The following is a 23,506-nucleotide window of genomic DNA, read 5'->3' on the forward strand; positions in this document are numbered from 1 at the left end:
TGAGCGATTATACGTTATTTTAGGCAATTTTGGTAGGAAACAAGCGGTCATATTTTCGATAAATTTTGCAAAAAAGAGGATTAAGGCTAATATAGCTTAAATCCTCTAATCAATCACATCACGACAACATCAAACTGTTCTTGATGATAATACGGCTCAACTTTTATCTCAATTTTTGATCCGATAAAGGCTTGCAGTTCCGCTAATAGTGCGTGGCTTTCTTCATTAATTAAGTAATCCGCCACCTCTTTAGAAGCATAAACGTGCATTTTTTCTGCTTTGAATAAATGATGAACTCGCACAATTTCACGCATAATTTCATAACAAACTGTTTCAACTGTTTTCACCGTACCTCGTCCTTGACACTCTGGGCAATCACAGCAAAGAATGCGTTCTAAACTTTCACGCGTACGTTTACGCGTCATTTCAACCAAACCAAGCTGGGTAAAACCATTGACATTGGTTTTAACCCTATCACCTTTTAATGCATCTTGTAACGACTGCAACACCAAATTGCGATGTTCTTCCTCTTGCATATCAATAAAATCAATAATGATAATACCGCCTAAATTGCGTAACTGGAGCTGATGTGCAATTGCCTGCGTGGCTTCAATATTCGTATTGAAAATGGTGTGAGCGAGATTTCTATGTCCAACAAACGCTCCTGTATTGATGTCAATCGTTGTCATCGCCTCTGTTTGTTCAATAATCAGATAACCGCCTGATTTTAGGTTTACCCGTTTATTAAGTGCTTTCTGAATAGACTCTTCTACACCATAAGCATCAAATAAGGTTTTTGCTCCGGTGTATAAGCTCACAGAATTTGTGAGTTCCGGCATAAACTCGGTTAAAAACTCTTTAACTTGCTCGCAGGTAATTTTGGAATCGATCCAAACTGCGTTAATATGCGTACCGATAAAATCTCTCAATACACGTTGAGCCAACGCCAACTCACCATAAAGCATTGATTTAGCAGGATACTTCGTCTTACGCTCCAACACTTTACGCCATAAGCGTTTTAGAAATGCCACATCTTGCTTTAAACTTTCTTCGCTTGCTTCTTCCGCTGCTGTACGAACAATAAATCCGCCTAATTCATCGCAATAAGGCTCAACCAATGCTTTTAAACGCTCACGTTCCGCCTCACTTTCAATACGTTGTGAAACCCCAACGTGGCTATTTTCAGGCATAAAAACTAAATAGCGAGAAGGCAAAGTAATATCCGTCGTCAGTCTCGCTCCTTTGGTACCAATCGGATCTTTAACGACTTGAACAACAATATCTTGCCCTTCACGAACCAACTCAGCAATATCTTTTACCACAAATTGCTTTTTCTCATTTTCATCAACACATTCCGTATGAGAAACAATATCGGAAGCGTGCAAAAAAGCCGCTTTTTCTAAACCAATATCCACAAAAGCAGATTGCATTCCAGGCAATACCCGAGTTACACGCCCTTTGTAAATATTTCCCACAATACCACGTTTTGCCTCACGTTCAATGTGGAGTTCTTTTAGTAAGCCGTTTTCAACCAATGCTACCCTTGTCTCACTCGGGGTTACATTGACTAATAATTCTGTTCCACTCATCGTTTATCTCTAGCTATAAAATTAAATTGTAATAAGTGTATCACTTTGCTTTTAAGAAAAAAATTAAATCACTCAATTTCTTACTTACTCGAAAAAGTAAATACTCTACAAGCGGTTATTTTTATGAGTTTTTTTGCAATTTTTCCTAAATTTTGCTATTTTCTACCACAAATTTTTAACAAGAGAAAAATGATGACTGAACAAACTTTTATTACCGGTAAAGATGCTGCACTTGAAGACAGTATTTCTACCTTTCAACATAAATTAAAAACCCTTGGTTTTAACATTGAAGAAGCGTCTTGGTTAAACCCTGTGCCGAATGTGTGGTCGGTGCATATTCGTGATGCGGACTGTCCGCAATGTTTCTCAAATGGTAAAGGGGCAAGTAAAAAAGCGGCTCTTGCATCTGCATTAGGCGAGTATTTTGAGCGTTTATCCACTAACTATTTCTGGGCGGATTTCTATTTAGGTCAAGAAATTGCGAATAGTGATTTTGTGCACTACCCAACTGAAAAATGGTTCCCGATTGAAGATGAAGATGTGCCGCCACCGGAAATGATGGACGATTTCCTTTGGGAATATTTCGACCCGAACGGCGAACTTACGCCGGAATTATTGGTTGATTTGCAATCAGGAAATTACGATCGTGGTATCGTAACATTGCCTTATGTTCGCCAATCGGATAATCAAACGGTTTATATTCCGCAAAGCATTATTGGCAACTTATTTGTGTCAAACGGTATGTCGGCAGGTAACACAAAAAACGAAGCTCGTGTACAAGGTTTATCGGAAGTATTCGAGCGTTTCGTGAAACACCGTATTATCACTGAAGCAATCAGCTTGCCTGAAATTCCACAATCGGTAATTGATGGTTACCCGACAATCAAAGCTTCTATCGAAAAACTAGAGCAAGAAGGCTTCCCGATCCTTTGTTATGACGCTTCATTAGGCGGTGAATTCCCGGTTATTTGTGTGATTTTACTCAATCCACAAAACGGCACTTGTTTTGCTTCTTTCGGAGCTCATCCGAATTTCCAAGTTGCCTTTGAGCGTACCGTAACCGAGCTTCTACAAGGTCGTAGCTTAAAAGATTTAGATGTGTTTGCTCCACCATCTTTCAATAATGATGATGTGGCAGATCACGCTAATATGGAAACCCATTTTATTGATTCAAGCGGTCTAATTTCGTGGGATCTTTTCAAACGTGATGCAGATTATCCGTTTGTGCATTGGGATTTCTCAGGCACTACCGAGCAAGAATTCAATAATATGATCTCGATTTTCAATAAGCATAATCAGCCTGTTTATATTATGGATTACGAGCATTTAGGCATATACGCTTGTCGTATCTTAGCTCCGGGAATGTCGAATATTTACCCAAGCGATGACTTAATTTACGCTAACAACAATATGGGTATGGATTGGCGTGAAATCTTGTTAGATTTGCCACATTTCCATCACGATGCCGAAACTTATCAAGAATTACTGGATGAGTTAGACGAACAAAGCATTGATGATTTAACCCGTGTGCGTGAGTTTATCGGTGTGGTTGCAGAAAAAGGTTCAGCAATGCAAACCTTGCGTATCGGCGAGCTGAAATCAATGCTTCACTTGGCTCTTGGCAACTTAGAGCAAGCGTTGGATTGGGCAAACTGGACAGCAAATATGAACGCCAGCGTGTTCACCGCAGAACGCAACAATTACTACCGCTGCTTAATCAGTACCATTGAGTTATTCCTTGATGAAAATCGTGAGCCGGCTCAATACCGTTCCGTATTCGAGAAAATGTATGGTGTTGAGGCGGTAGAATTTGCCTGGAATGCTGTGCAAGGTGGTAATCCGTTTAACGGTTTAACCGCTTCTGATGAAACGCTAGAAAATATGATCGCTCATCAGAAATTACTCAATGCTTACCGCAAGGTGCAAAAAGCGAAAGTAAATCCGATTGCAAGATAATTTATCCCCCCCTCTTTCCCATTAAAGGAAAGAGGGATTTTTCTAACAACAAGTTTAATTCCAATGATCGACTTCCGTCCTTTTTATCAACAAATTGCAACAACTTCCCTATCTGCTTGGCTTGAAACCTTACCCTTGCAATTAAAACAATGGGAAAAAACCACCCACGCTGATTATGCAAAATGGGCAAAAGTTGCAGATTTTTTACCAAATTCAACCGCTTGCATCAACCTAAAAGATAAGGTGGAATCCATTCCAAATGCACCGCTATCTGTTGGGGAAACCAAGCAAATTATTCATCACTTAAAACAGCTGATGCCTTGGCGTAAAGGCCCTTATCATCTACACGGTATCCATATTGACACTGAATGGCGTTCCGATTTCAAATGGGATCGTGTATTACCTCACCTTGCTCCACTTAAAGGAAGAACGATTTTAGACGTTGGTTGTGGCAGCGGTTATCATATGTGGCGAATGGTGGGCGAAGGGGCAAAAATGGTGATAGGCATTGACCCAACCGAACTTTTCCTCTGTCAATTTGAAGCGGTAAGAAAACTACTCGGCAATGATAGACGAGCAAATCTCATTCCACTTGGTATTGAGCAAATGCAGCCATTAGCAGCCTTTGATACCGTCTTTTCTATGGGCGTACTTTATCATCGTAAATCACCACTCGACCACCTTTCTCAGCTCAAAGCTCAGCTTGTAAAAGGCGGAGAATTAGTATTGGAAACCTTAGTGATTGACGGTGATGTGAATGATGTTTTAGTGCCGGCTGACCGTTATGCAAAAATGAAAAACGTCTATTTTATTCCCTCTGTGCCGGCTCTGATTAATTGGTTGGAAAAAGTGGGCTTTAAGAATGTACGTTGCGTTGATGAAGCTATTACCACACTTGAAGAGCAACGTAAAACCGATTGGTTGGAAAATGAGAGTTTAGTGGATTTCTTAGATCCTAACGATCATAGTAAAACCATTGAAGGCTACCCGGCACCGAAAAGAGCTGTGATTTTAGCGAATGCTTGATTCATTACAAGCGGTTAAAAAAATCCTCTATTTTGCAATAGAGGATTTTTTATTTTCAACAATTAAATATCTAACTGTGCATATAACGCATTGCTTTCAATGAAATCTCGGCGAGGTTCTACTTCATCGCCCATTAGCGTGCTGAATAGCTTGTCTGCTGCAATCGCATCCGTAATATTCACTTGCAACATTTTACGTGCTACCGGATCCATTGTGGTTTCCCACAATTGCTCAGGGTTCATCTCGCCCAATCCTTTATAGCGTTGAATGGTTAAACCTTTGCGGGATTCTTTTACCAACCAATCTAAAGCTTCGGCAAAACTGCTGATTTCTTGACGGCGTTCGCCACGCACCACATAGGCGGAATCTGAGAGTAAATCATTCAATTCATTACCTAAGGCGACAATACGAGCATATTCATTACTGCTGATAAAGTTGAAATCTAAGCGGTAGGTTGTGTCCATACCGTGAGTGGTAACCACAATTTCAGCTTCATAAATTTGGCGTTCTTCATTAAAGACTATGCTGGCACGATAGAAACTGCCACCTACCTCTTTTTCCATTAATTTCGCCACAAATTGCTCGCTCCAAGCGGTCATATTTGCTTCATTTTTTGCAAATTCTGCTGAAAGCGGTTTTGAATAAATTAATTCATTTAATAACAATGTTGGGTAACGGCGACTTAAACGCTCAATTAATTTCTGCACGTTATTGTATTGAGAAATTAAGTTTTCCAACGCTACACCACTTAATGCTGGAGCATAGTTGCTCACATATAAGCCCGCACCTTCAAGCGCGATATCAATTTCATATTGCGACATTTCATCGTTATCTTGAATATAACGCTCTTGTTTACCTTTTTTCACTTTGTAAAGTGGCGGTTGGGCAATATAGATATAACCGTTTTCGATCAACTCCGGCATTTGACGATAGAAGAAAGTCAATAAAAGTGTACGAATATGCGCACCGTCCACATCCGCATCGGTCATAATAATGATTTTGTGGTAGCGTAATTTTTCAAGATTATAGTCATCACGCCCAATACCTGTGCCTAATGCGGTGATCAAGGTAGCAACTTCTTGTGAAGAAAGCATCTTGTCAAAACGGGCTTTTTCTACGTTTAGGATTTTACCTTTTAACGGTAGAATTGCTTGGTTTTTACGATCACGCCCTTGTTTTGCAGAACCACCCGCAGAGTCCCCCTCCACCAAGTAAAGCTCAGATAATGCAGGATCTTTTTCCTGACAATCCGCCAATTTCCCCGGTAAACCGCCTAAATCTAATGCCCCTTTACGGCGGGTCATTTCACGGGCTTTACGAGCCGCCTCTCTAGCACGAGCCGCATCAATAATTTTGGTCACGATATTTTTCGCATCGTCCGGATTTTCCGCCAAGTAATCCGCTAAGGCTTCGTTCATTGAACTTTCCACCGCTCCACGCACTTCAGAAGAAACCAGTTTATCTTTAGTTTGTGATGAGAATTTTGGATCCGGCACTTTCACCGAAATCACCGCCACCAAGCCCTCACGAGCATCATCGCCTGAAGCATCAATATTCGCATCGGCTTTTTTCAGCACACCGCTGTTATCCATATAATTTTTCAACGCACGGGTTAATGCACCACGGAAACCGGCTAAGTGCGTACCGCCATCACGCTGTGGAATGTTGTTGGTGAAGCAGTACACGTTTTCGTTGTAGCTGTCGTTCCATTGCAGTGAAATTTCCACACCAATGCCGTCTTTTTCGGTTGAAAGATAGAATGGCGTGTTGTGAATATGGGTTTTGCCTTCGTTTAAATATTCCACATAGGCTTTAATACCGCCTTCATATTTGAAATGCTCTTCTTTGCCGTCACGTTCATCGACTAGCTTGATCGACACGCCTGAGTTAAGAAACGATAATTCACGCAAGCGTTTAGATAAAATTTTATATTCAAATTCGGTTTTATTTTTGAAAATATCTAGGCTTGGCCAGAAACGGACAGAAGTACCGGTTTTTTCTGTATTACCGATAACCGTTAATGGTGCATCCGGCTCACCTAAGCTATAAAATTGCTCGTGAACGTGTCCTTCACGGCGAATCGTAAGCTGTAATTTAGAAGAAAGTGCGTTTACAACCGACACCCCTACACCGTGCAAACCGCCCGATACTTTATAGGAGTTATCATCAAATTTACCGCCGGCGTGAAGGACGGTCATAATCACTTCAGCCGCAGACACGCCCTCTTCAGGGTGAATACCAACAGGAATACCACGACCATCATCTTGTACAGAAACCGAATTATCGGAGTGAATAGTAACAATAATGTCTTTACAATGTCCGGCTAACGCTTCGTCAATGGCATTATCCACAACCTCAAACACCATATGGTGTAAGCCCGTGCCATCGTCCGTATCGCCGATATACATTCCCGGGCGTTTACGCACGGCATCTAAGCCTCGTAACACCTTAATACTTGAAGAATCATAACTGGTTGGTTGAGTTTGTTCAGACATTGTTATTCCTACTAATTTAAAATCGAAAAAATTGTGCTGATTATAGCAGAAAAATGCGAGAAAGTATCGTAAAACAAGCGGTTAAATTTTTCTTGGAATTTGCAAATTTCCATTCAAATTTAACCGCTTGTCATATTTATGTAGGGGCGAATCATCATTCGCCCGATTAGATAGATTATAAATAAATCCCCACCAAAATCGCGGCAAACACGCCTAAGCCGAAATAGTGGTTATTTAAGAACGCCTTAAAACATTCGCTGCGTTCTCGTTTTTTGGTGAGCCAACATTGGTAGATAAAGAGCGTGGCACTGAGAGCCAAAACAATAAAATAGCCGATATGGTAATTTTTGATAACACCGAGCAAACTCAATAAAATCAAAGTGGTAAATTGCAATAAAGCAATGATTTTATTATCGTATTGAGCAAATAAAATGGCAGTGGATTTCACCCCAATTCGCAAGTCATCATCACGATCCACCATCGCATATTGGGTATCATAAGCGACCGTCCAAGCGAGATTGGCGAAAAATAGCAGCCAACATTCAAGCGGTAGCGATTCACTCACAGCCCCAAACGCCATCGGGATCGCCCAGCCAAACGCCATTCCCAAAACCACTTGCGGTAAATGAGTAAAGCGTTTCATAAAGGGATAAACCACCGCTAAAAACACCGCGACAAAAGAAAGTAAAAAGGCATAACGGTTGAGCAACAAATCCAGCCCAAATGCCATTAGCAACAAAATCGCAAAAATGATTTTTGCCTCAGTGGTAGAAACCCTGCCTGTGGCGAGTGGGCGTTGCGAGGTTCGCTTAACGTGGCCATCAATCTCTCTATCTGCATAATCATTAATCACACAACCTGCCGCACGCATTACTATTACACCAAGTGTAAAAATCAGCAAAATAGAAAGTGGCGGCATTCCGTCAGATGCCACAAATAACGCCCATAACGTTGGGTGAAGCAATAATAGTGTGCCGATAGGCTTATCGAACCGCATTAATTGAGCATATGCAATCCATTTTTGTTTAGAGAAAAAACTGCCTTTATTCATTACAAATTTTAACGATAACGTCTGATTGACTTAAATGATTTTGTAATTCTAACGGCAAATCAGTATCTGTAAACAAATAATTTATTTCTTTCACATTCCCCAAACGAACCATCGCATTACGGCTGAATTTTGAGTGGTCAGTAACCAATAGAACCTGTCTGGAGCATTCCATTAATGCTCTTTTTACCTGTACTTCGTGATAATCATAATCCAGCATTGAGCCGTCTAAATCTACCGCACTAATACCTAAAATACCGAAATCTAAACGGAATTGATTGATAAAACGTACCGTTTCTTCGCCAATTAATCCGCCATCGCTTCGTAAATTCCCTCCTGCAACGGTAATTTGGCAATCCGGATTTTTCATTAAAATATGTGCTGCATTCAGATTATTCGTTACTACTTTTAAATTTTTATGTGAAAGTAGTGCCAATGCAACAGCTTCTGATGTTGTACCAATATCTAAAAATACAGATGCCCCGTTCGGAATAAGCTTTGCCACTTGTTGAGCAATCGCATTCTTCTCTTGAGAGAAAAATTGCTTACGGTGCGTATAATCACTGTTTTCGGTGTTAGAGGGGGCAGCTGCTCCACCGTGATGGCGGCGAATGAGATTATTTTCTGCCATCTCATTTAAATCACGACGAATTGTTTGTGGACTCACATTCATTTGAGCCACTAGCTCTTCCGTGCTGACATACCCCAGCTGATTAACGAGCTCAATAATTCTTTTATGTCTATTTGCCTGCTTCATATTATTTCCTTTGCAAAAAACTATCAGAAAAAGACCGCTTGCAAGCGGTCTTTTTTGCGTTAAATTTTACAATTTATCAACGAGCTCGACAGCATAGCCGATATAGGTTGCCGGTGTCATCTCTTTTAAGCGGGCTTTCTCATTTTCAGGAATGTCCAACTTCTCAATGAACTCACGCATTGCCATTTCATCAACACGTTTACCACGCGTTAATTCTTTCAGCTTCTCGTACGGCTTTTCAATGCCATAACGACGCATTACCGTTTGAATTGGCTCAGCTAGCACTTCCCAGTTTTGGTTGAGTTCATCACGCAAGTGCTGCTCGTTTACTTCTAATTTGCTGATGCCTTTTAAGGTTGAAGCGTAAGCAATTAACGCATAACCTAAACCTACACCTAAATTACGCAGTACCGTTGAATCGGTTAAATCACGCTGCCAGCGAGAGATTGGGAGTTTTTGTCCTAAATGTGCCATTACCGCATTCGCTAAACCTAAATTACCTTCTGAGTTCTCAAAGTCAATCGGATTCACTTTGTGCGGCATTGTGCTTGAGCCAATTTCACCTGCAACTGTACGTTGTTTGAAGTGATTTAACGCAATGTACCCCCACATATCACGGTCGAAATCAATAATGATAGTGTTAAAACGTGCCACACAATCAAAGAATTCAGCGATATAGTCGTGCGGTTCAATTTGCGTAGTGTACGGGTTCCAAGTAACACCTAAAGATTCCACAAATTCTTGGCTGAAAGTGTGCCAATCAATTTCAGGATAAGCTGATAAATGAGCATTGTAGTTACCTACCGCACCGTTGATTTTGCCTAAGATTTCTAAATTTTCTAATTGTTTATATTGACGTTGTAAACGATAAGCCACATTTGCCATCTCTTTACCAATAGTCGTTGGGCTTGCCGGCTGACCGTGCGTACGAGAAAGTAACGGAATATGTTGATAACGCTTGGCTAAATCAACGATGGCATCAATTAATTTTTTCCATTCCGGCAATAACACCTCTTCACGAGCCGTTTTAAGCATTAAAGCGTGTGAAGTATTATTGATATCTTCCGAAGTGCAGGCAAAATGAATAAATTCATTTACCGCTTGTAACTCAGGTAAGGCTTCACATTTTTCTTTTAGGAAATACTCCACCGCTTTTACATCGTGGTTAGTTGTGCGTTCGATAGTTTTGATTCGATTTGCATCATCTAACGAAAAATTTGCCACAATTTGGTCTAGGTAATCGTTTGCTTTTTCTGAAAAAGCGGGAACTTCCTTAATTTGTGCGTGAGATGCCAATTTTTGTAACCAGCGAACCTCAACCTCTACACGGAATTTTAATAAACCAAATTCACTGAAAATTGGGCGAAGGCTAGACACTTTGTCTTGATAACGCCCATCAATTGGGGATAACGCGGTTAAAGCAGTAAGTTCCATTGTTTAGTGTTCTCCAAAATAATAAATGTTCGGTTAAATTTGACGATAAAGCTGTTGAGCTTGGTTAAAAATTTTCTTGCGTGAAAATAAAAATTGCCAGCGACTACCACCCACCTGTTGCCATAAAATCGCGGCACGAATACCGGCAAGTAAGGAGGCTCGAATTTTGTGTTGAATATCAGGGCGAACCAAGTAATCTTGCATTCCCATCACGTGAATTTTCGTGCCTAACGGGCTGATAATATCACTATAAATTGCGGCTAAATTAGCAATCATCTGATCGGCTAAAACATCATCTTCATATAATGGCAATTGGCGTTCAATTTGTTGTAAACGCAGGGCAAGTTGTTGTTTGGCTTCAGGTTTTTTATCTAATTTTTGGCTAAGAGCAATCAGGCTTATCCAATAACGCCCGACTTCAGTATCTAGCTTACCATTGCCGCCACCTGTTTGAGATAATGCCGTTTCCAACCCCATTTTGAGATGAGAAAGGTCATCGCCAAATACACTTAGCGTAGTTTCAGGCTGAGTAACTAATAAGCTACGCATAGATTGCCTAAACGCATCTCTATCTGCTGTGCCTTTATGTGCAAATTGCTGCACTAAATTCGCCGCTTGGCATACGCCTGCATACGCAATAGTAATATCGTGATAATCTGCCATTTTATAAAATCAGTCTTATTTCAAAATTGAGAGAGAATATAGCATTTTTTAGCTTTCTTTTGAATGGTAAAAGGCATTTACCGAGAGAAAAAGATAAATGCCTTAATTTCAAAACGCTAGTAATTTTTTAAAATACGTTCACTTACTACTTGAGCTAAAAAACCGCTTCGGGTTTTATACACTGGATTTTTAGCAACAAACTCATCAATACGGAGAATGAGTAATGACGGTAAAGTCACATTGATTTTTTCAGTTTTTCCCATTAAATGAGTTAAATCTACATCTACTAAAGCGAAAATAAAATCTTTGTATTCAGGATTATTTTTATGATTTTCAAGTGCTGTCGGTTGTGGGATAACTTCACCATCTTCAATTAATGTTTCAATATGGAATAAAATAGCCTCTTTAGCATTATTAAAAGCCTCTTCTAATGTATCTCCTGCTGAAAAACAGCCTTTCACATCAGGAACAATAATTCCATAGGATTGTTTTTCATTCCCTATTTCAATTGCAATAGGATATAACATCATTTTACTCCTTAATAGCTTAAACTATTCCAGACCAGCTTGTTTTAATATTGACTTAACTGTCGCAGTAGGTAAATCTTTTTTCGGATGAGGAAGCGTTACACGACCTTTTTTAGTTGGGTGTTTATATTGATGATGACTACCTTTAATTCCAACTAAAAACCAACCGTCTGCAACGATTAATTTTACTAAACTTCGACTATCCATAAATGCCTTGTCTAGGTTTAATAGAGTTACTATAACTCTATTAGTGACAATTACAACAATTTATTAATAGTCTCTCGTTTTAATATGTTATAAACAACTGTAGAAACCTCACTTTTCGATCCTCATCACAAAAATAATTATCCAACCAATCGCCCATTGTCCATTCGATAAACCAGATCAAATTTATCCAATCCACTTTGTCTGTGGGTAATCATCAGTAATGTTCTTTCTGCACAGTGAGTTAGAATGAGATTTAAGATCTGCTGTTCGGTTTCACGATCTAGCCCTTCGGTTGGTTCATCTAGTAGCACTAACTCAGCTGAACTTAGTAATAAACGAGCAAGCCCTAAGCGGCGTTGTTCTCCCCCTGAAAGCGGTCTGCCTCCTTCGCCGAGCCAAAGTTTTAACCCTTCAGTTTCAAGTAAGTAGCCTAAGCCGACTTTTTGCACGACGTCAATCATTTGCTCATCGGTGGCTGTTGCGTTTCCCATTAATAAATTATCACGCAACGTTTGGCTGAAAATATGCACACGCTGGCTTAAGGTAACTAATTTTGAACGCAAAATATTTTCCGAGAAATCTTCAATTTTGCAATTATTAAGCCAAATTTGACCGCTTGTTGGGTCATAATTGCGGTTTAATAATTGAAAAATAGTGGATTTTCCACTTCCTGTTTTACCTAAAATCGCAACTTTTTGCCCTTTTAGCACTTCAAAAGAGAGATTATTTAATACTTGCTGCTCGCCATTCAAATACGCAAAATTAACATTTTCAAAGCGTACAAGCGGTTGATTTTTCACTAAATTTTGCCATTGTGCCGTGCCATTAAATTGAACACTTGGTTGCTGCTCAGTAATTTCATTAATGCGTTCTGCGGCAGTAATCACTTGCCCTAAATGTAAAAATGCGATGCCGATTGGGGTAAGAATTTCAGCTGATGCCATTACACAGAAAACCACCAATGCAATTAAGGCTTCAGGGTATTTCGCTGTTGGCACATTAATTGCAGTAGAAGCCAAGTAGATCACAACACAAGTCAAAATACCGTTTGAAAGCATTAACAAGCTATTCGATAACCCCGAAAGTCGGCTCTCCTTGCTTTGTGCATTGAGCCATTGGTGTTCGGTTTGTTGCAATTTTTCACCTGCTTGGTTTAAATTGCCGAATAATAAAAATTCTGCATTCAACTGCACCCATTCAATAAATTGGCTACGGTAGTTAGCTCGATTTTGGATAGCATCTCGCCCTAATTTCAACCCTAAGTGATAAAACACTGTTGGAATAACAATGAGCAAAGCCAGTAGCGTGCCACAAATAATCAGCATTAATGGTACGGAAACAAATGACAAGCCAATTGCCATAAACAGGATAATCATTACCGCACTCACAAAGGGTGAGACAAGGTTGAGATAAAGCGTATCAAGCGTATCTACATCTGCAACCAATCGGTTCAACAATTCGCTATTTCTGAAACGGTTTAAACCGCTTGGGCTAAGTGGAATCAGCTTTTTAAATACACTCACACGTAAGTTTGCCAACACACGGAAGGTTGCATCGTGCGTAACCAGCTTTTCAAAATAGCGTGAAGCCGTACGGAAAATAGCTAAACCTCTTACCCCTCCAGCAGGGTAAAAGAAATTAAAAATAATCGCATTAGCCGCTAAAAAAGAAGCCGCTAAAAACCAACCTGATAGGCTTAATAAACCAATACTTGCCGCTAAACCTAAAATTGCCAGTACAATACCTAATAACAAACGCCCAAAATGAGTTTGATAGAGAGAAAAGAATGGGAACAATGATTTCATTAGATTTCTCCCTGATGAACTAATTCATTACGCAATAATTCGGCAAAAAAGCCTGTATGTTCTAATTCACTAAAGCTACCTTTCTGGATAATCTGCCCTTGTTTCATTACCCAAATTTCATCGCATTGGGTTAAATCTTCCACTCGGTGGGTAATCATCAAGGTCGTTTGCTCTCGGCTTAAATGGTGTAATGCTTCCAACACTTGCTGCTCGGAGTCCATATCTAAGCTCGCCGTTGGTTCATCAAGTAGCAATAATTCATATGGGCGTAACAAGGCTCTGGCAATCGCAATACGTTGGGCTTGTCCACCTGAAATACCGATATTACTATCTTGCACTTGATGTTCCAGCCCTAAACGGGATACAAACTCATCCGCTTTTGATAAACGTAGAGCTCTGGCGATTTCGGCTTCTGTAGCCGCTGCGTTACCCAATAAAATATTCTCTTTTAAGCTGCCTCGCATTAATTGTGGATTCTGCCCTACCCACGCTAATTTCGACCTCCATTCGGTTAAATTCAGTTCACGCAATTCCGCACCATTAATTTTAACCGATCCTTCATAAGGCAAGAAACCGAGCAACATATTCATCAACGAACTCTTACCTGCCCCACTTTGTCCGACTAACGCAATATGTTGATGTGGATTTACTTTGAAATTCAGTGGCTGTGTTAAGGCTTTGCCTTGAGGCGAGAGAATTACACATTCTTGAGCTTCAATCACAAGCGGTCGATTTTCTATTGATTTTTGCACATTATTCGATTGCGTTTTTACCTCCTCTTTTAGGAAGGTTTCAATGCTATCTGCCGCACCGATTGCCGCTGCTTTATCGTGATAGTACACACCCAATTCACGCATAGGTTGATAAAATTCAGGGGCTAACATTAAGCAGAAAAAGCCAATGAATAAGCTAACGCCTGTGCCGTAATAGCCGAAATCCAGCTCACCTAAAAAGATAAAGCCGAAATAAACCGCCATTACCGCAATGGATACCGAGGTAAAAAACTCCAACACTGCAGAGGATAAAAATGCCATTTTTAACACGTCCATCGTGCTGGTGCGAAAATCTTCAGTACTTTGGTAAATTTGCTCAGTTTGTTTTTCCGCTTGCCCAAATAAACGAATGGTTTCCAAGCCTTTCAATTTATCTAAAAATTGACCACTTATACGAGAAAGAATACCGATGTTGCGTTGATTTGCCTCAACGGCTTTCATACCTGCCAAAATCATAAATAGCGGTAATAACGGCATAGTGGCAAACAGAATTACACCAGCCGCCCAGTTGATTGGGAAGACAAAACAGAGGATCACAAGCGGTATAATTAACGATAAAAATTGCTGTGGTAAATAACGAGCATAGAAATTGTGTAAATTTTCTACTTGTTCCAACATTAAGGTAGCCCAACTACCTGCCGGTTTTTGTTGTAGGCTCATTGGTCCAACCGCTTCCATCTTCGTTAAAATTTGCTTGCGAAGATGCAAACGTAATGTCTGCCCGGCTTTAAACCCCACACGCTCACGTAGAAAAATTAATAATGCTCTGCCAGCAAAACAGCCGAATAATAAAACAATTTCGCTGATAAAAATGTTGGGAGACTGTTTTTCTACAATCATTTTTTGTAGCATTGTTGCCAACAGCCACATCTGCCCAATCATAAATAAACTACTGAATATCCCTAACAGTACGTTTAAGTGCATATATTTTTTAATGACTTTTTGCTGACTTTTAAGCCATTTCTGCAATTCACGTTGGCGTTGTTTTTCCATAATTTGTAAATTTTTTTATTTTTTCGACCGCTTGTAGATAAAGTTGCCATTTTACTATAAAGCCAAAAGGTTGTTAATGCTCTGATTAACAACCTTTTGAATTAGAACAGTTTATCAAACTGGAAGCGGTACATTAAATCGACCGCTTGATTTACGTTCGAAACCCATTGCAAATAGAGTCTTGGGGTTAAGTTATATCGCAATGTCAGTTCAGTTAAAGGAGCAAATACGCCGACACCATATTTCACACGGAAACGAGGCGAGAGACTGGCACTCACTTCTACTTTGGTATTATCCCCAATGCCGGCGGTGCTTACGCTGAGATCTTTTAAGCCAAAGGTACTGCCAACATCACCGACTAATTTGCTACTTTTGGATAAACTCATACTGAGCAAGGCAGCCGCTACTGCATTGCTTGAGCCTGCATCGCCGCTACTTTCAAGTGATCGCCCTGTTAAAATATAGGAAAGGACTTCGTTTTGCGACATTGCCGGATCTGAGAATACTTTCACATTTGGTGCATCCGCCAAGCCAGTTACCCGTACCCCTGCGGTAATGGTTGGATCTTCCATTGCATCCGGGTTTCTCACCGCTTCAATATCTAAGTATGGCTGTGAAGGCGAGCCGGCAAAACTGATATTTCCTTTGCGAATCAATAAATCTTGCCCATAAGCCGCAAAACGTCCTTCGTCTAAGCGAACTTGCCCGTAAAGCCCTAAGCCTTGCTTACCGCGACGCACCGAGAGTAATCCGTTTAAATGACTATTCAAACCGTATGCCTTGAGCTTAACATCATTACCAATGTTAATTTTAATATCCGCATTAATTGCCATTCCACCTGCAGTTTGAGTTGGAATAGTGCGTTGATTAAATGGCACTTTGTTTCTTGCAAAGCCGTCCATAATCACTTCATCGCCACTTACGCTAACGGCTTGTTCCGGCAATTGTTCTACTTCAATTCTTGCCCACGGTACATCAATATTACCACTTAATGTTAAAAGTGTCGGGGTTGCCACAACTTGAATATCGGGGCTGATTTCCACTCTTGCTAAGCTCGGAATATCCACTCTGAAGCGATTTGCTTGAGCATGAACTCTGGTTCTCCAGGCATTAATATTTCGCCAATCTGCGTCGCCTTCCAAGCGTAGCTCACTCTCTTTTGTTTGTAACCTACCGTTTAATGTAGAGGTTGCTCCGTGAAAGTTCATCGCTAAATTACCATCTGTTACATCAAACGGCATCGTAACAGAACGTGCTTTTAAGCCTGTTAAATTCAAGTTTCCGTGTAGCAACGGTGAGGTTGCTTTACCACTTACCGTTAAGCGAGCATTAATTCTGCCATCAACAAAATCGCCTCGCTCAAGCAGCGGGTGAATGAGCTTTAAGGTTAATTGGTCAATATTGATATTACCTGATAAGCTTCTCGCATTAGTTAAATCTTGCATCACAATGTCAGTTGTCAGAGTGCCGTTATTTTCAACTCTTAAATTCGATTTAAGGGCTAAATTGTTATCTGACATTTTCAGATTAATTTTTAATGGCGAAACCGTAAGCGGAAAGGTTTTTCCGCCTTCCATTTTCTGCACAAATTTAATGGAATTGGAAGTGAGATCTAAATTAACCTGTGGCGGTTTATTTTTAAACCACGCAGCATCACCTTTGGCGTTTACAATACCTGAAATTTGGCTGGTATTATCAAGATAATCTTGCAACACTGCTAAGTTAAAATTGCGAATATCGAAAGGTACTTTGCCCTCTTGCCCTGCATTAAATGCAGTTGGGAAGCAGAGGTGAATTTTCGGGTTTTGCCAGCAGTGAGCAGACACATTAGCATTAATCGCTTTATTGTCATATTTCACATTCACTGCTTTATCCGTTTGGAATCTGCCAAACTCGGTAGATTGAATAGCAACTTGGCTCAACTGTCCTTCCCAAATCTGTTGCAAGCGGTCAAATTTTCCGGAAATTTGCAAATCGCCTCCAACCGGATTACCTTTTGAAGTTAATTTCAAGCTATGGTTTGCTTCATTCCCTTTTGCCAATAAGGTAGCACTTTCTACTTTAATGTCATTATAGGCAAATTGGCGTAGCCCTAATTCTACATCGCCTTGAATGGTCTGCTCAGTGGTAATTTTGCCCTTTGCGGTTAAATGTTGAAGTTTAAATTGCTCATAACTCACATTGGAAACAACCAAATCTAAATCCACATTTGGCTCGGCAATTTTGCCTGATAATTTCACATTGCCATTCACACTTGCTTTTAAATTTGGCACTAAACCTTGTAAATTCGGGGCTTTGATATCTGCATAAAAATCTGATTTTTCGCCTAAAAGCCCCTTCAGATCAATTTTGTTTTCGCCATAAACCAGCGATAAACCCGGCACATCTAAAAGTTGCTGATTATTGGCATTTAAATTCCCTGTTAATTGTAGATTCTTCTGGTGTAGTGAGCCTTTAATATCAATATTTGAAACATCTGCCTTCCAATCTGAGCCTATGTTACCACGCCCTGCATAACCTTGAGTAGAAAGAGAACCTGATAATACCGCTGCCCAATCCGGTACTAAAGCTTTAGTATTAATATTGTTTAGCTTAAGATTAGAATTCCACTCGATCCCTTCCGTCCAATCAATTAAGCCCGTAAGTTGAGCATTACCTTCTAATGTATTGAGCAATAAATCGTGGATATTAAAATGCGTTAATTCGCCATTGCCTTTTAAATCAGCGGAACTTGGCGGAATTCCCATACCTTTGGCACTGACTTTTGCTACCAAATTGTAAGCAAGCGGATTACCATTCAGATGAATGTCAATATTCTCTAAAACCAGCGTATCATCACCTTTTTGCGGTGCAAAAGGATACTTCACTGATTCACTTTTAAGCATCAGATCAAAAGGTGTTTTAGGCGTTGCAAGCTCAATATGCCCCTCTAAAGCTGCCTTAATAGCTCCATTTGTTTGTAAATTCAGCACGGTTTTATCATACAACTCGCCTGAAAGCATTGCCTTGATATGACTAAATGGCAATTTCACTTTAGCCTCTTTTACCTCAATACCTTCTAGCTGCCAATTTAATGGATAATTCTCTTTAAGTGAAAGTGTACCTGTTGCACTGAGATCGCCTTGATCGCTCTTAAAATCCAAGCGTTGCAAGGTTACCAGCTGATCTTTCGCTTGGGCTTTAAGCTGTAAAGAATTTACATTGATGAGTGAAATCGGCTCAACCAAGTTGCCTTTTCCATCTTGTGCTTTTTGAGCAACCGAAACATTGGCAATATCAATCTGTTCAATGGTTAAATCTAACGGTAACGAGAGACGGATATTTTTATTTAAGATCGGTTGTTCTAACTGAGCTTTAATCGCCGCCCAATCCACTTTATTATGCGGCTGTTGTTCAGCTTCTGCGGTGGTTTTACCTTGTAATTGATGGAATTCTTCAACTACTTTTTCGCCGGTTTTTTCCACCGCTTCTTGAACAACTCGATCCATCGCTTCTTGTGCATTAGCCGGGTTTCTGGTTACTGTAACTTTTGCATTTTCTGCGTCAGAATCGACCGCTTGTGTATCTAGTGCTTCCCCCACTTTTAAAGCTAATAGCAACTTTAAGTCATCTAAGGTGGTAGGCTTGATAATAACCTCACGCCCTTTGCCGGAAATTGAGGTATTGAAGTGATTAAGATGAATATCCATATCATCAACGCTGACATCAATATTCTCTAGGGTGATATTTTTCGCTGAAATACCGAGCGGTAAATTTAGCTCAGTGAAAGGCGTGTTGTCTTCTTTTTCTTGAGAAGGCGGAAGTTGAGTGGTATCAATAACAACTTTGGTATCCTGCACGTTAAAATTGTTTAGACAAACTTCATATTTAATTAAGCAATTAAAATCAATGTGTAAGTCTGCTTGACCTATTTGTACATTAACGCCATCAGTAATAAATTGAGTATCAGAAAGTTGCAAACCGTCTTGTATGCTACCTTCAACTTTTCCGATCTGCAACGGTTCAACGAATTGATCAACCCACTGAACAGTTTTACGCTGCCCAAAGCCTGTGCATAAAAATAAAATAAGAGCCAAGAGCAGAATTAAAAAAATATAAATACTCCATTTCAAGAAACGCCATTTTGAGCTAGGTTTCTTTTTAGGCATTTCTTGTTGTGCTTGCATTTCTTGGCTATCTATTATTTGTTGTTCATTCATCATTTTGAATACTTACTGAGTAATAAAATCATCATTGGTAAAATTTTAGTAAAATCGCACCGCTTGTATTAAATATCCGAGCCTAAGCCAACATAAATTTGGAAACCGCGTTTATTATCAGGCGATTTTACAGGCATACCCACATCAAATTTAATTGCTCCTATAGGTGAAGCCCAGCGAACACCTAAACCTGTCCCCTGATGCAACTGTTTTGTCTCAAATTTATTCGCTGCTAAGCCCACATCATAAAACACCGCTCCCCACCAGTTTGGGTAAACTTGGTATTGGTATTCAAACGTACCTGTAGCTAAATGTGAACCGCCTACACGTTTCCCATTTGCCGGATCTCTCGGTGAAATATCTTTATAACCAAAACCACGCACACTCATATCGCCCCCCGCAAAAAAGCGTAAGGCAGGCGGAATACGTTCAAATTGGTTTGCTTTCAAATAGCCTAACTCCGCCCTTAAGTAGAAGCGATGATTATCTGCATAAGTTCTCACAAACGACGTAGAAGCTTTATAGCTATAAAAATTCACATCTGAGCCAAATATTTTGTTTCCCCAATTTACGGTAAGTTTTTGGCTATCTCCCCATAATGGATAAGGCTTGCCATCAGTACGAGTACGGTTTAATGAGGCAGTTGGGTATACGAGCAAAGTTTTAAAACGATCGTTGGCTTGCGTAAAAGAATCATAACGGACTTTTACCCCTGCAGAGAACGACCAACCTGTGGTATGTGTCCAATAACGCTGTAAACCTAAAGTCGCTGCCGTTGATTTAGTATCCTTCTGATCTTCATTTTCAACCGTACCCGATATCTGATAGTAGTAATGAAGCGGATCTTCTTTTAGCGGAATATTGTAACCAAATTCAAATCTCTGCTCAGGGGCGGAAATATAAGTTCGAGTATCGATACTATGCCCTCTTTTATTTCGCCACGGTTTTTTCCAGTTAAATTGTAAACGAGGTCCTACTTCCGTTTCATAACCGATACCAATTTCAAGCTCATTTTTCTTTTTCGGTTGGAGTAGCACGTTTAAATCTACCGTCTTATCTTGTTCATTGAGATGTGGCTCAACCATTACCGATGAAAACCAGTTACTGGATAAATAATCTTGGGTTAAGTTGGAAAGATCATTGGCAAAATAATGATCACCCGAATTAATTTTCAGAATATTGCGTAAATATTCCTCTTTAATTTGGCTGTCTACAAAATTAATTTGTCCGTAGCGATAGCGAATGCCACTATCATAGCCTAAACGCCAATCAGCTTTATGATCGGTTGGGTAAACTTCTAAACGGTGATAAAGCCAATGCCCGTCAAAATAACCTTTGCTGAATGCATTGCTTTCAATATCGCTCTTAAAGTTTTCATAGGTTTTATGATTTAAACGAGAACCTTGCTTCGGGGCTTTTTTAGTGATAGCTACAAAATCTTCATCATTTTTTGCCTCGCCTTGTAGCACAATATCGGTCTCATCAATTTTGACGGTTTCTTTATCCAGCTCAACATTCAGCACCAATAAAGGCTTTTTACCACTGTTAGGCAGTTGCACAAATTGATATTTGCTATTGTAATAACCCAACGCACGCAGAGCTTTATCCACCGTTGTTTGGACTAAATATTGATGGCGTTCTGAACCATCCGCATATTCATCGGCAATTTGATTTAAATACAAATCGACATTTTTCTTTGCTTCTTTATCGTGAATACCTTTAACGTCTAAATCCACTAAAGCTTCCACTTTTTCTTCATCATTTGGCTCATCTGTGAGTGTATCTTCCAATTCACCAATTCTTTCTTGATCAACATCGGTAATTCTATCTTGTTGATTGTTCTGTTCCTGATTTGCTTTAGCCATTGAAGCAAAAGCAATTAAACAGCAGAATGTTAAAAAATGCAGTTTTGTATTCATTGATAACCTTTATTATTTTGGAATACCGCGTAACAGCGGCACACTTTCATAAGGTGGCACAGACGTTAATGCGGGTTCTTGCTCAAATAGTATAATGAACGGTTTTTCCGGTACCACTTTTTCATTTCGCCACAATGCCCCAACCCCGATTAATTCAATATCTTTCGGTAATTGAGCTAAATGTTGTTTAAGTACACTAATCGTATTCTTACGAGGGTGTCCAATGACAACGGCTACGCCGTTTTTGCGAGCGTACTGAACGGCTTGCGAGAATTGTTTCTGCACATCAGAAAGCAGATCGCTATCGTCTAAAAAAACATCTCGCTCTAATGCATTTACCCCAAATTGGCGAGCAGTGTTAGCCGCAACACTACTACCAATAGTTTTACTATCTAAAAAGAAGAGTGAATGCTCTTTCAACACTTTCATTAAATGTTGCATTGTGGCTGGATCTGAGGTTGCCCCACTACCCATATGGTTATTTAAACCAATCGCATAAGGTACTTGACTACGTGAATGCTCAATAAGTTTCCGAATTTTTTCTTCGCTATCACCAATTTTAACGCTATTTGCTTCAATCAATTGTTTGGATTTCGGCTGCATTGGTAAATGAATTAAAATATCACGCTTTTGAGCATAAGCCTCTTTCGCCCTTTCTGCCGCATAAGGGGCATCAGGAATAATTGCCACGCTCACTTCTTTAGGTAGAGACAAAATTTCCCGATCTTCTTTTACTCGATAACCGACATCATCAATCACAATGGCAATTTGGGCGGCTTGCGTAAGCGGTGAAAAAAACATAAAAATTTGCAAAATCAGCACAATTTGCAAAAAAATCGTAAAATTTAACCGCTTGTAAATCTGCTTTAGCATCTATTTCACCAAATTTAATGGATTGACAGGTGTGCCTTTTCGAGTTACACCAAAATAGAGTGCCGGACGAGTCTGTCCACCGGTATTCCCGACTTTGGCAATCACTTGCCCGCCTTGCACTCGGTTACCTTTGCTCACAGAAACAGACTGATTGTAGCCGTACAGTGAAATATCACCATTGCCGTGATCAATTGCTACCATATTGCCATAGCCGGCAAGCCATTGTGCCATAATGACTCTGCCGCTTGCCATTGCTTTTACCGACGTACCTGCTGCTGCTCCAATTACCACACCGTGCCAATTATTGCCGAATTTGGTGATGATATTGCCCGAAACAGGCATCGTATATTTGCCTGCTTTAATTTGTGCACTACTCACGTTATCTGAACTTTTAGATGATTTTGCCTGTTGTTGCTCACGCTTTTGAGCTTGTTCAGACTCTTTTTGAGCTTTATCCAATTGTTGTTTTAACGCTTGTTCATTACTGCGTAAATTCTCCAAACGACTTTGGTCTTGCTCAAGCGTTTTATCAATAGAACGCAAGGTGCTCTCACGCTGGATTTGAACTTTCTTTAAATCTTTTTCTTGTTTTTTATGTTCGTTTAATTGCGATTGATGATCTTTAAGCTGAGCTTTCAACTCATCCCGTCTGATTTTCAAATCTGCTTGGGTCTTACGAATTTCGACAATCGAATCAATACGGATATTATTCATATGCCCATAATAAGTCGCCATTCTTTCTGCATTTTTTGCATCTTCCGACAAAAGACGCTCTAGCACAGACGGATTCACACCCGAACGGTAGGCAGAATCTAGCTGTTCTTTTAACTTCTCTTTTTGTTGTTTTTCTTGTTTTTCAAGACGAGTGATCTCGAGCTCGGTAGCTTTAATGGTTTGACGAATTTCACCTAACGACATTTCGGTTTTTTGCAATCTATCCAACACTTTTCCCATTTCAATTTCTTGAGTTTTTAAAGTGGATTGCAATGCTATGCGTTTTTGTTTCTGCTCGTTGATTTTAGAGGTTTGCTGCTGAATCTTCTGCTGAATCTGATTTAAGTTATTCGCCCACGACGAAGGCACGGAAAAGCTTAACGCCCCACCTAAAATTAAAACCCAATAATAAAAATTTCGTTGTTTCACAAGCATACCTTATCTACAAAAACATCATTAAGCCTATATTCTAATCGGTTATTTGCTCAAGATCAGCTTTTTAGTGAAAGAATTTAACTATCTATTTAA

16 protein-coding genes are annotated in these 23,506 nt (G+C 39.9%); 2 read left to right on the forward strand and 14 right to left on the reverse strand.

Annotated features, from left to right (window positions below; genetic code table 11):
- Positions 1–113: 113 nt before the first annotated feature.
- On the reverse strand, positions 114–1,589 hold the full coding sequence (rng, locus tag V6W77_RS03355) for a ribonuclease G (protein ID WP_283385989.1): 1,476 nt from the start codon (positions 1,587–1,589) through the stop codon (positions 114–116).
- 192 nt (positions 1,590–1,781) lie between these two features.
- Here rng and ycaO point away from each other — a divergent pair, with 192 nt between their 5' ends.
- The gene (gene ycaO, locus V6W77_RS03360) at positions 1,782–3,545 is read left to right on the forward strand and encodes a 30S ribosomal protein S12 methylthiotransferase accessory factor YcaO (RefSeq protein WP_334253782.1); all 1,764 of its coding nucleotides are present in this window, start codon (positions 1,782–1,784) and stop codon (positions 3,543–3,545) included.
- A 63-nt stretch (positions 3,546–3,608) separates the two neighbouring features.
- Complete coding sequence (gene cmoB / locus V6W77_RS03365; RefSeq protein WP_334253783.1) at positions 3,609–4,571, forward strand: tRNA 5-methoxyuridine(34)/uridine 5-oxyacetic acid(34) synthase CmoB; 963 nt, start codon at positions 3,609–3,611, stop codon at positions 4,569–4,571.
- Positions 4,572–4,633: 62 nt separating this feature from the next.
- On the opposite strand, the gene gyrB is transcribed toward cmoB, so the two are convergent.
- The 13 genes from gyrB to V6W77_RS03430 all read right to left on the reverse strand — a co-directional run bounded on the left by gyrB (position 4,634) and on the right by V6W77_RS03430 (position 23,413).
- A complete protein-coding gene (gene gyrB / locus V6W77_RS03370; RefSeq protein ID WP_334253784.1) occupies positions 4,634–7,066 on the reverse strand; it encodes a DNA topoisomerase (ATP-hydrolyzing) subunit B in 2,433 nt (810 codons plus the stop codon).
- Between the two features lie 175 nt (positions 7,067–7,241).
- Positions 7,242–8,117, reverse strand: a complete 876-nt coding sequence (gene ubiA, locus V6W77_RS03375) for a 4-hydroxybenzoate octaprenyltransferase (RefSeq protein ID WP_334253785.1) — start codon at positions 8,115–8,117, stop codon at positions 7,242–7,244.
- Positions 8,110–8,871, reverse strand: coding sequence for a DeoR/GlpR family transcriptional regulator (locus V6W77_RS03380; RefSeq protein ID WP_334253786.1), 762 nt, complete (start codon positions 8,869–8,871; stop codon positions 8,110–8,112). The genes ubiA and V6W77_RS03380 overlap by 8 nt, the downstream gene beginning before the upstream one ends.
- Before the next feature lie 66 nt (positions 8,872–8,937).
- Entirely contained in the window at positions 8,938–10,305 is a 1,368-nt protein-coding gene (purB, locus tag V6W77_RS03385; RefSeq protein ID WP_334253787.1) for an adenylosuccinate lyase, read from the reverse strand.
- Positions 10,306–10,338: 33 nt separating this feature from the next.
- Positions 10,339–10,968: a high frequency lysogenization protein HflD gene (gene hflD / locus V6W77_RS03390; protein ID WP_334253788.1), complete on the reverse strand. Its 630-nt coding sequence runs from the start codon at positions 10,966–10,968 to the stop codon at positions 10,339–10,341.
- A gap of 116 nt (positions 10,969–11,084) precedes the next feature.
- Positions 11,085–11,495: a type II toxin-antitoxin system HicB family antitoxin gene (locus tag V6W77_RS03395; protein WP_334253876.1), complete on the reverse strand. Its 411-nt coding sequence runs from the start codon at positions 11,493–11,495 to the stop codon at positions 11,085–11,087.
- Positions 11,496–11,519: 24 nt separating this feature from the next.
- Entirely contained in the window at positions 11,520–11,702 is a 183-nt protein-coding gene (locus V6W77_RS03400; RefSeq protein WP_334253789.1) for a type II toxin-antitoxin system HicA family toxin, read from the reverse strand.
- 137 nt (positions 11,703–11,839) lie between these two features.
- Entirely contained in the window at positions 11,840–13,507 is a 1,668-nt protein-coding gene (cydC, locus tag V6W77_RS03405) for a heme ABC transporter ATP-binding protein/permease CydC (protein ID WP_334253790.1), read from the reverse strand.
- Positions 13,507–15,273: a heme ABC transporter permease/ATP-binding protein CydD gene (cydD, locus tag V6W77_RS03410; RefSeq protein ID WP_334253791.1), complete on the reverse strand. Its 1,767-nt coding sequence runs from the start codon at positions 15,271–15,273 to the stop codon at positions 13,507–13,509. Before cydD ends, cydC begins: the two co-directional genes overlap by 1 nt.
- A 101-nt stretch (positions 15,274–15,374) precedes the next feature.
- Positions 15,375–19,472, reverse strand: a complete 4,098-nt coding sequence (gene tamB, locus V6W77_RS03415; protein ID WP_428981771.1) for an autotransporter assembly complex protein TamB — start codon at positions 19,470–19,472, stop codon at positions 15,375–15,377.
- 68 nt (positions 19,473–19,540) lie between these two features.
- Positions 19,541–21,391 (reverse strand): autotransporter assembly complex protein TamA, encoded by a 1,851-nt coding sequence (tamA, locus tag V6W77_RS03420; RefSeq protein WP_334253792.1) that lies wholly within the window; start codon positions 21,389–21,391, stop codon positions 19,541–19,543.
- Positions 21,392–21,403: 12 nt separating this feature from the next.
- Positions 21,404–22,264 (reverse strand): divergent polysaccharide deacetylase family protein, encoded by an 861-nt coding sequence (locus V6W77_RS03425; RefSeq protein WP_334253793.1) that lies wholly within the window; start codon positions 22,262–22,264, stop codon positions 21,404–21,406.
- Positions 22,265–23,413 carry a murein hydrolase activator EnvC family protein gene (locus tag V6W77_RS03430; RefSeq protein ID WP_334253794.1) on the reverse strand — a complete coding sequence of 383 codons (1,149 nt, stop codon included), beginning with the start codon at positions 23,411–23,413 and terminating at the stop codon, positions 22,265–22,267.
- Positions 23,414–23,506: the final 93 nt, after the last annotated feature.

The sequence above is a fragment of the Mannheimia indoligenes genome (assembly GCF_036880405.1).
Lineage (GTDB): Bacteria > Pseudomonadota > Gammaproteobacteria > Enterobacterales > Pasteurellaceae > Mannheimia > Mannheimia indoligenes.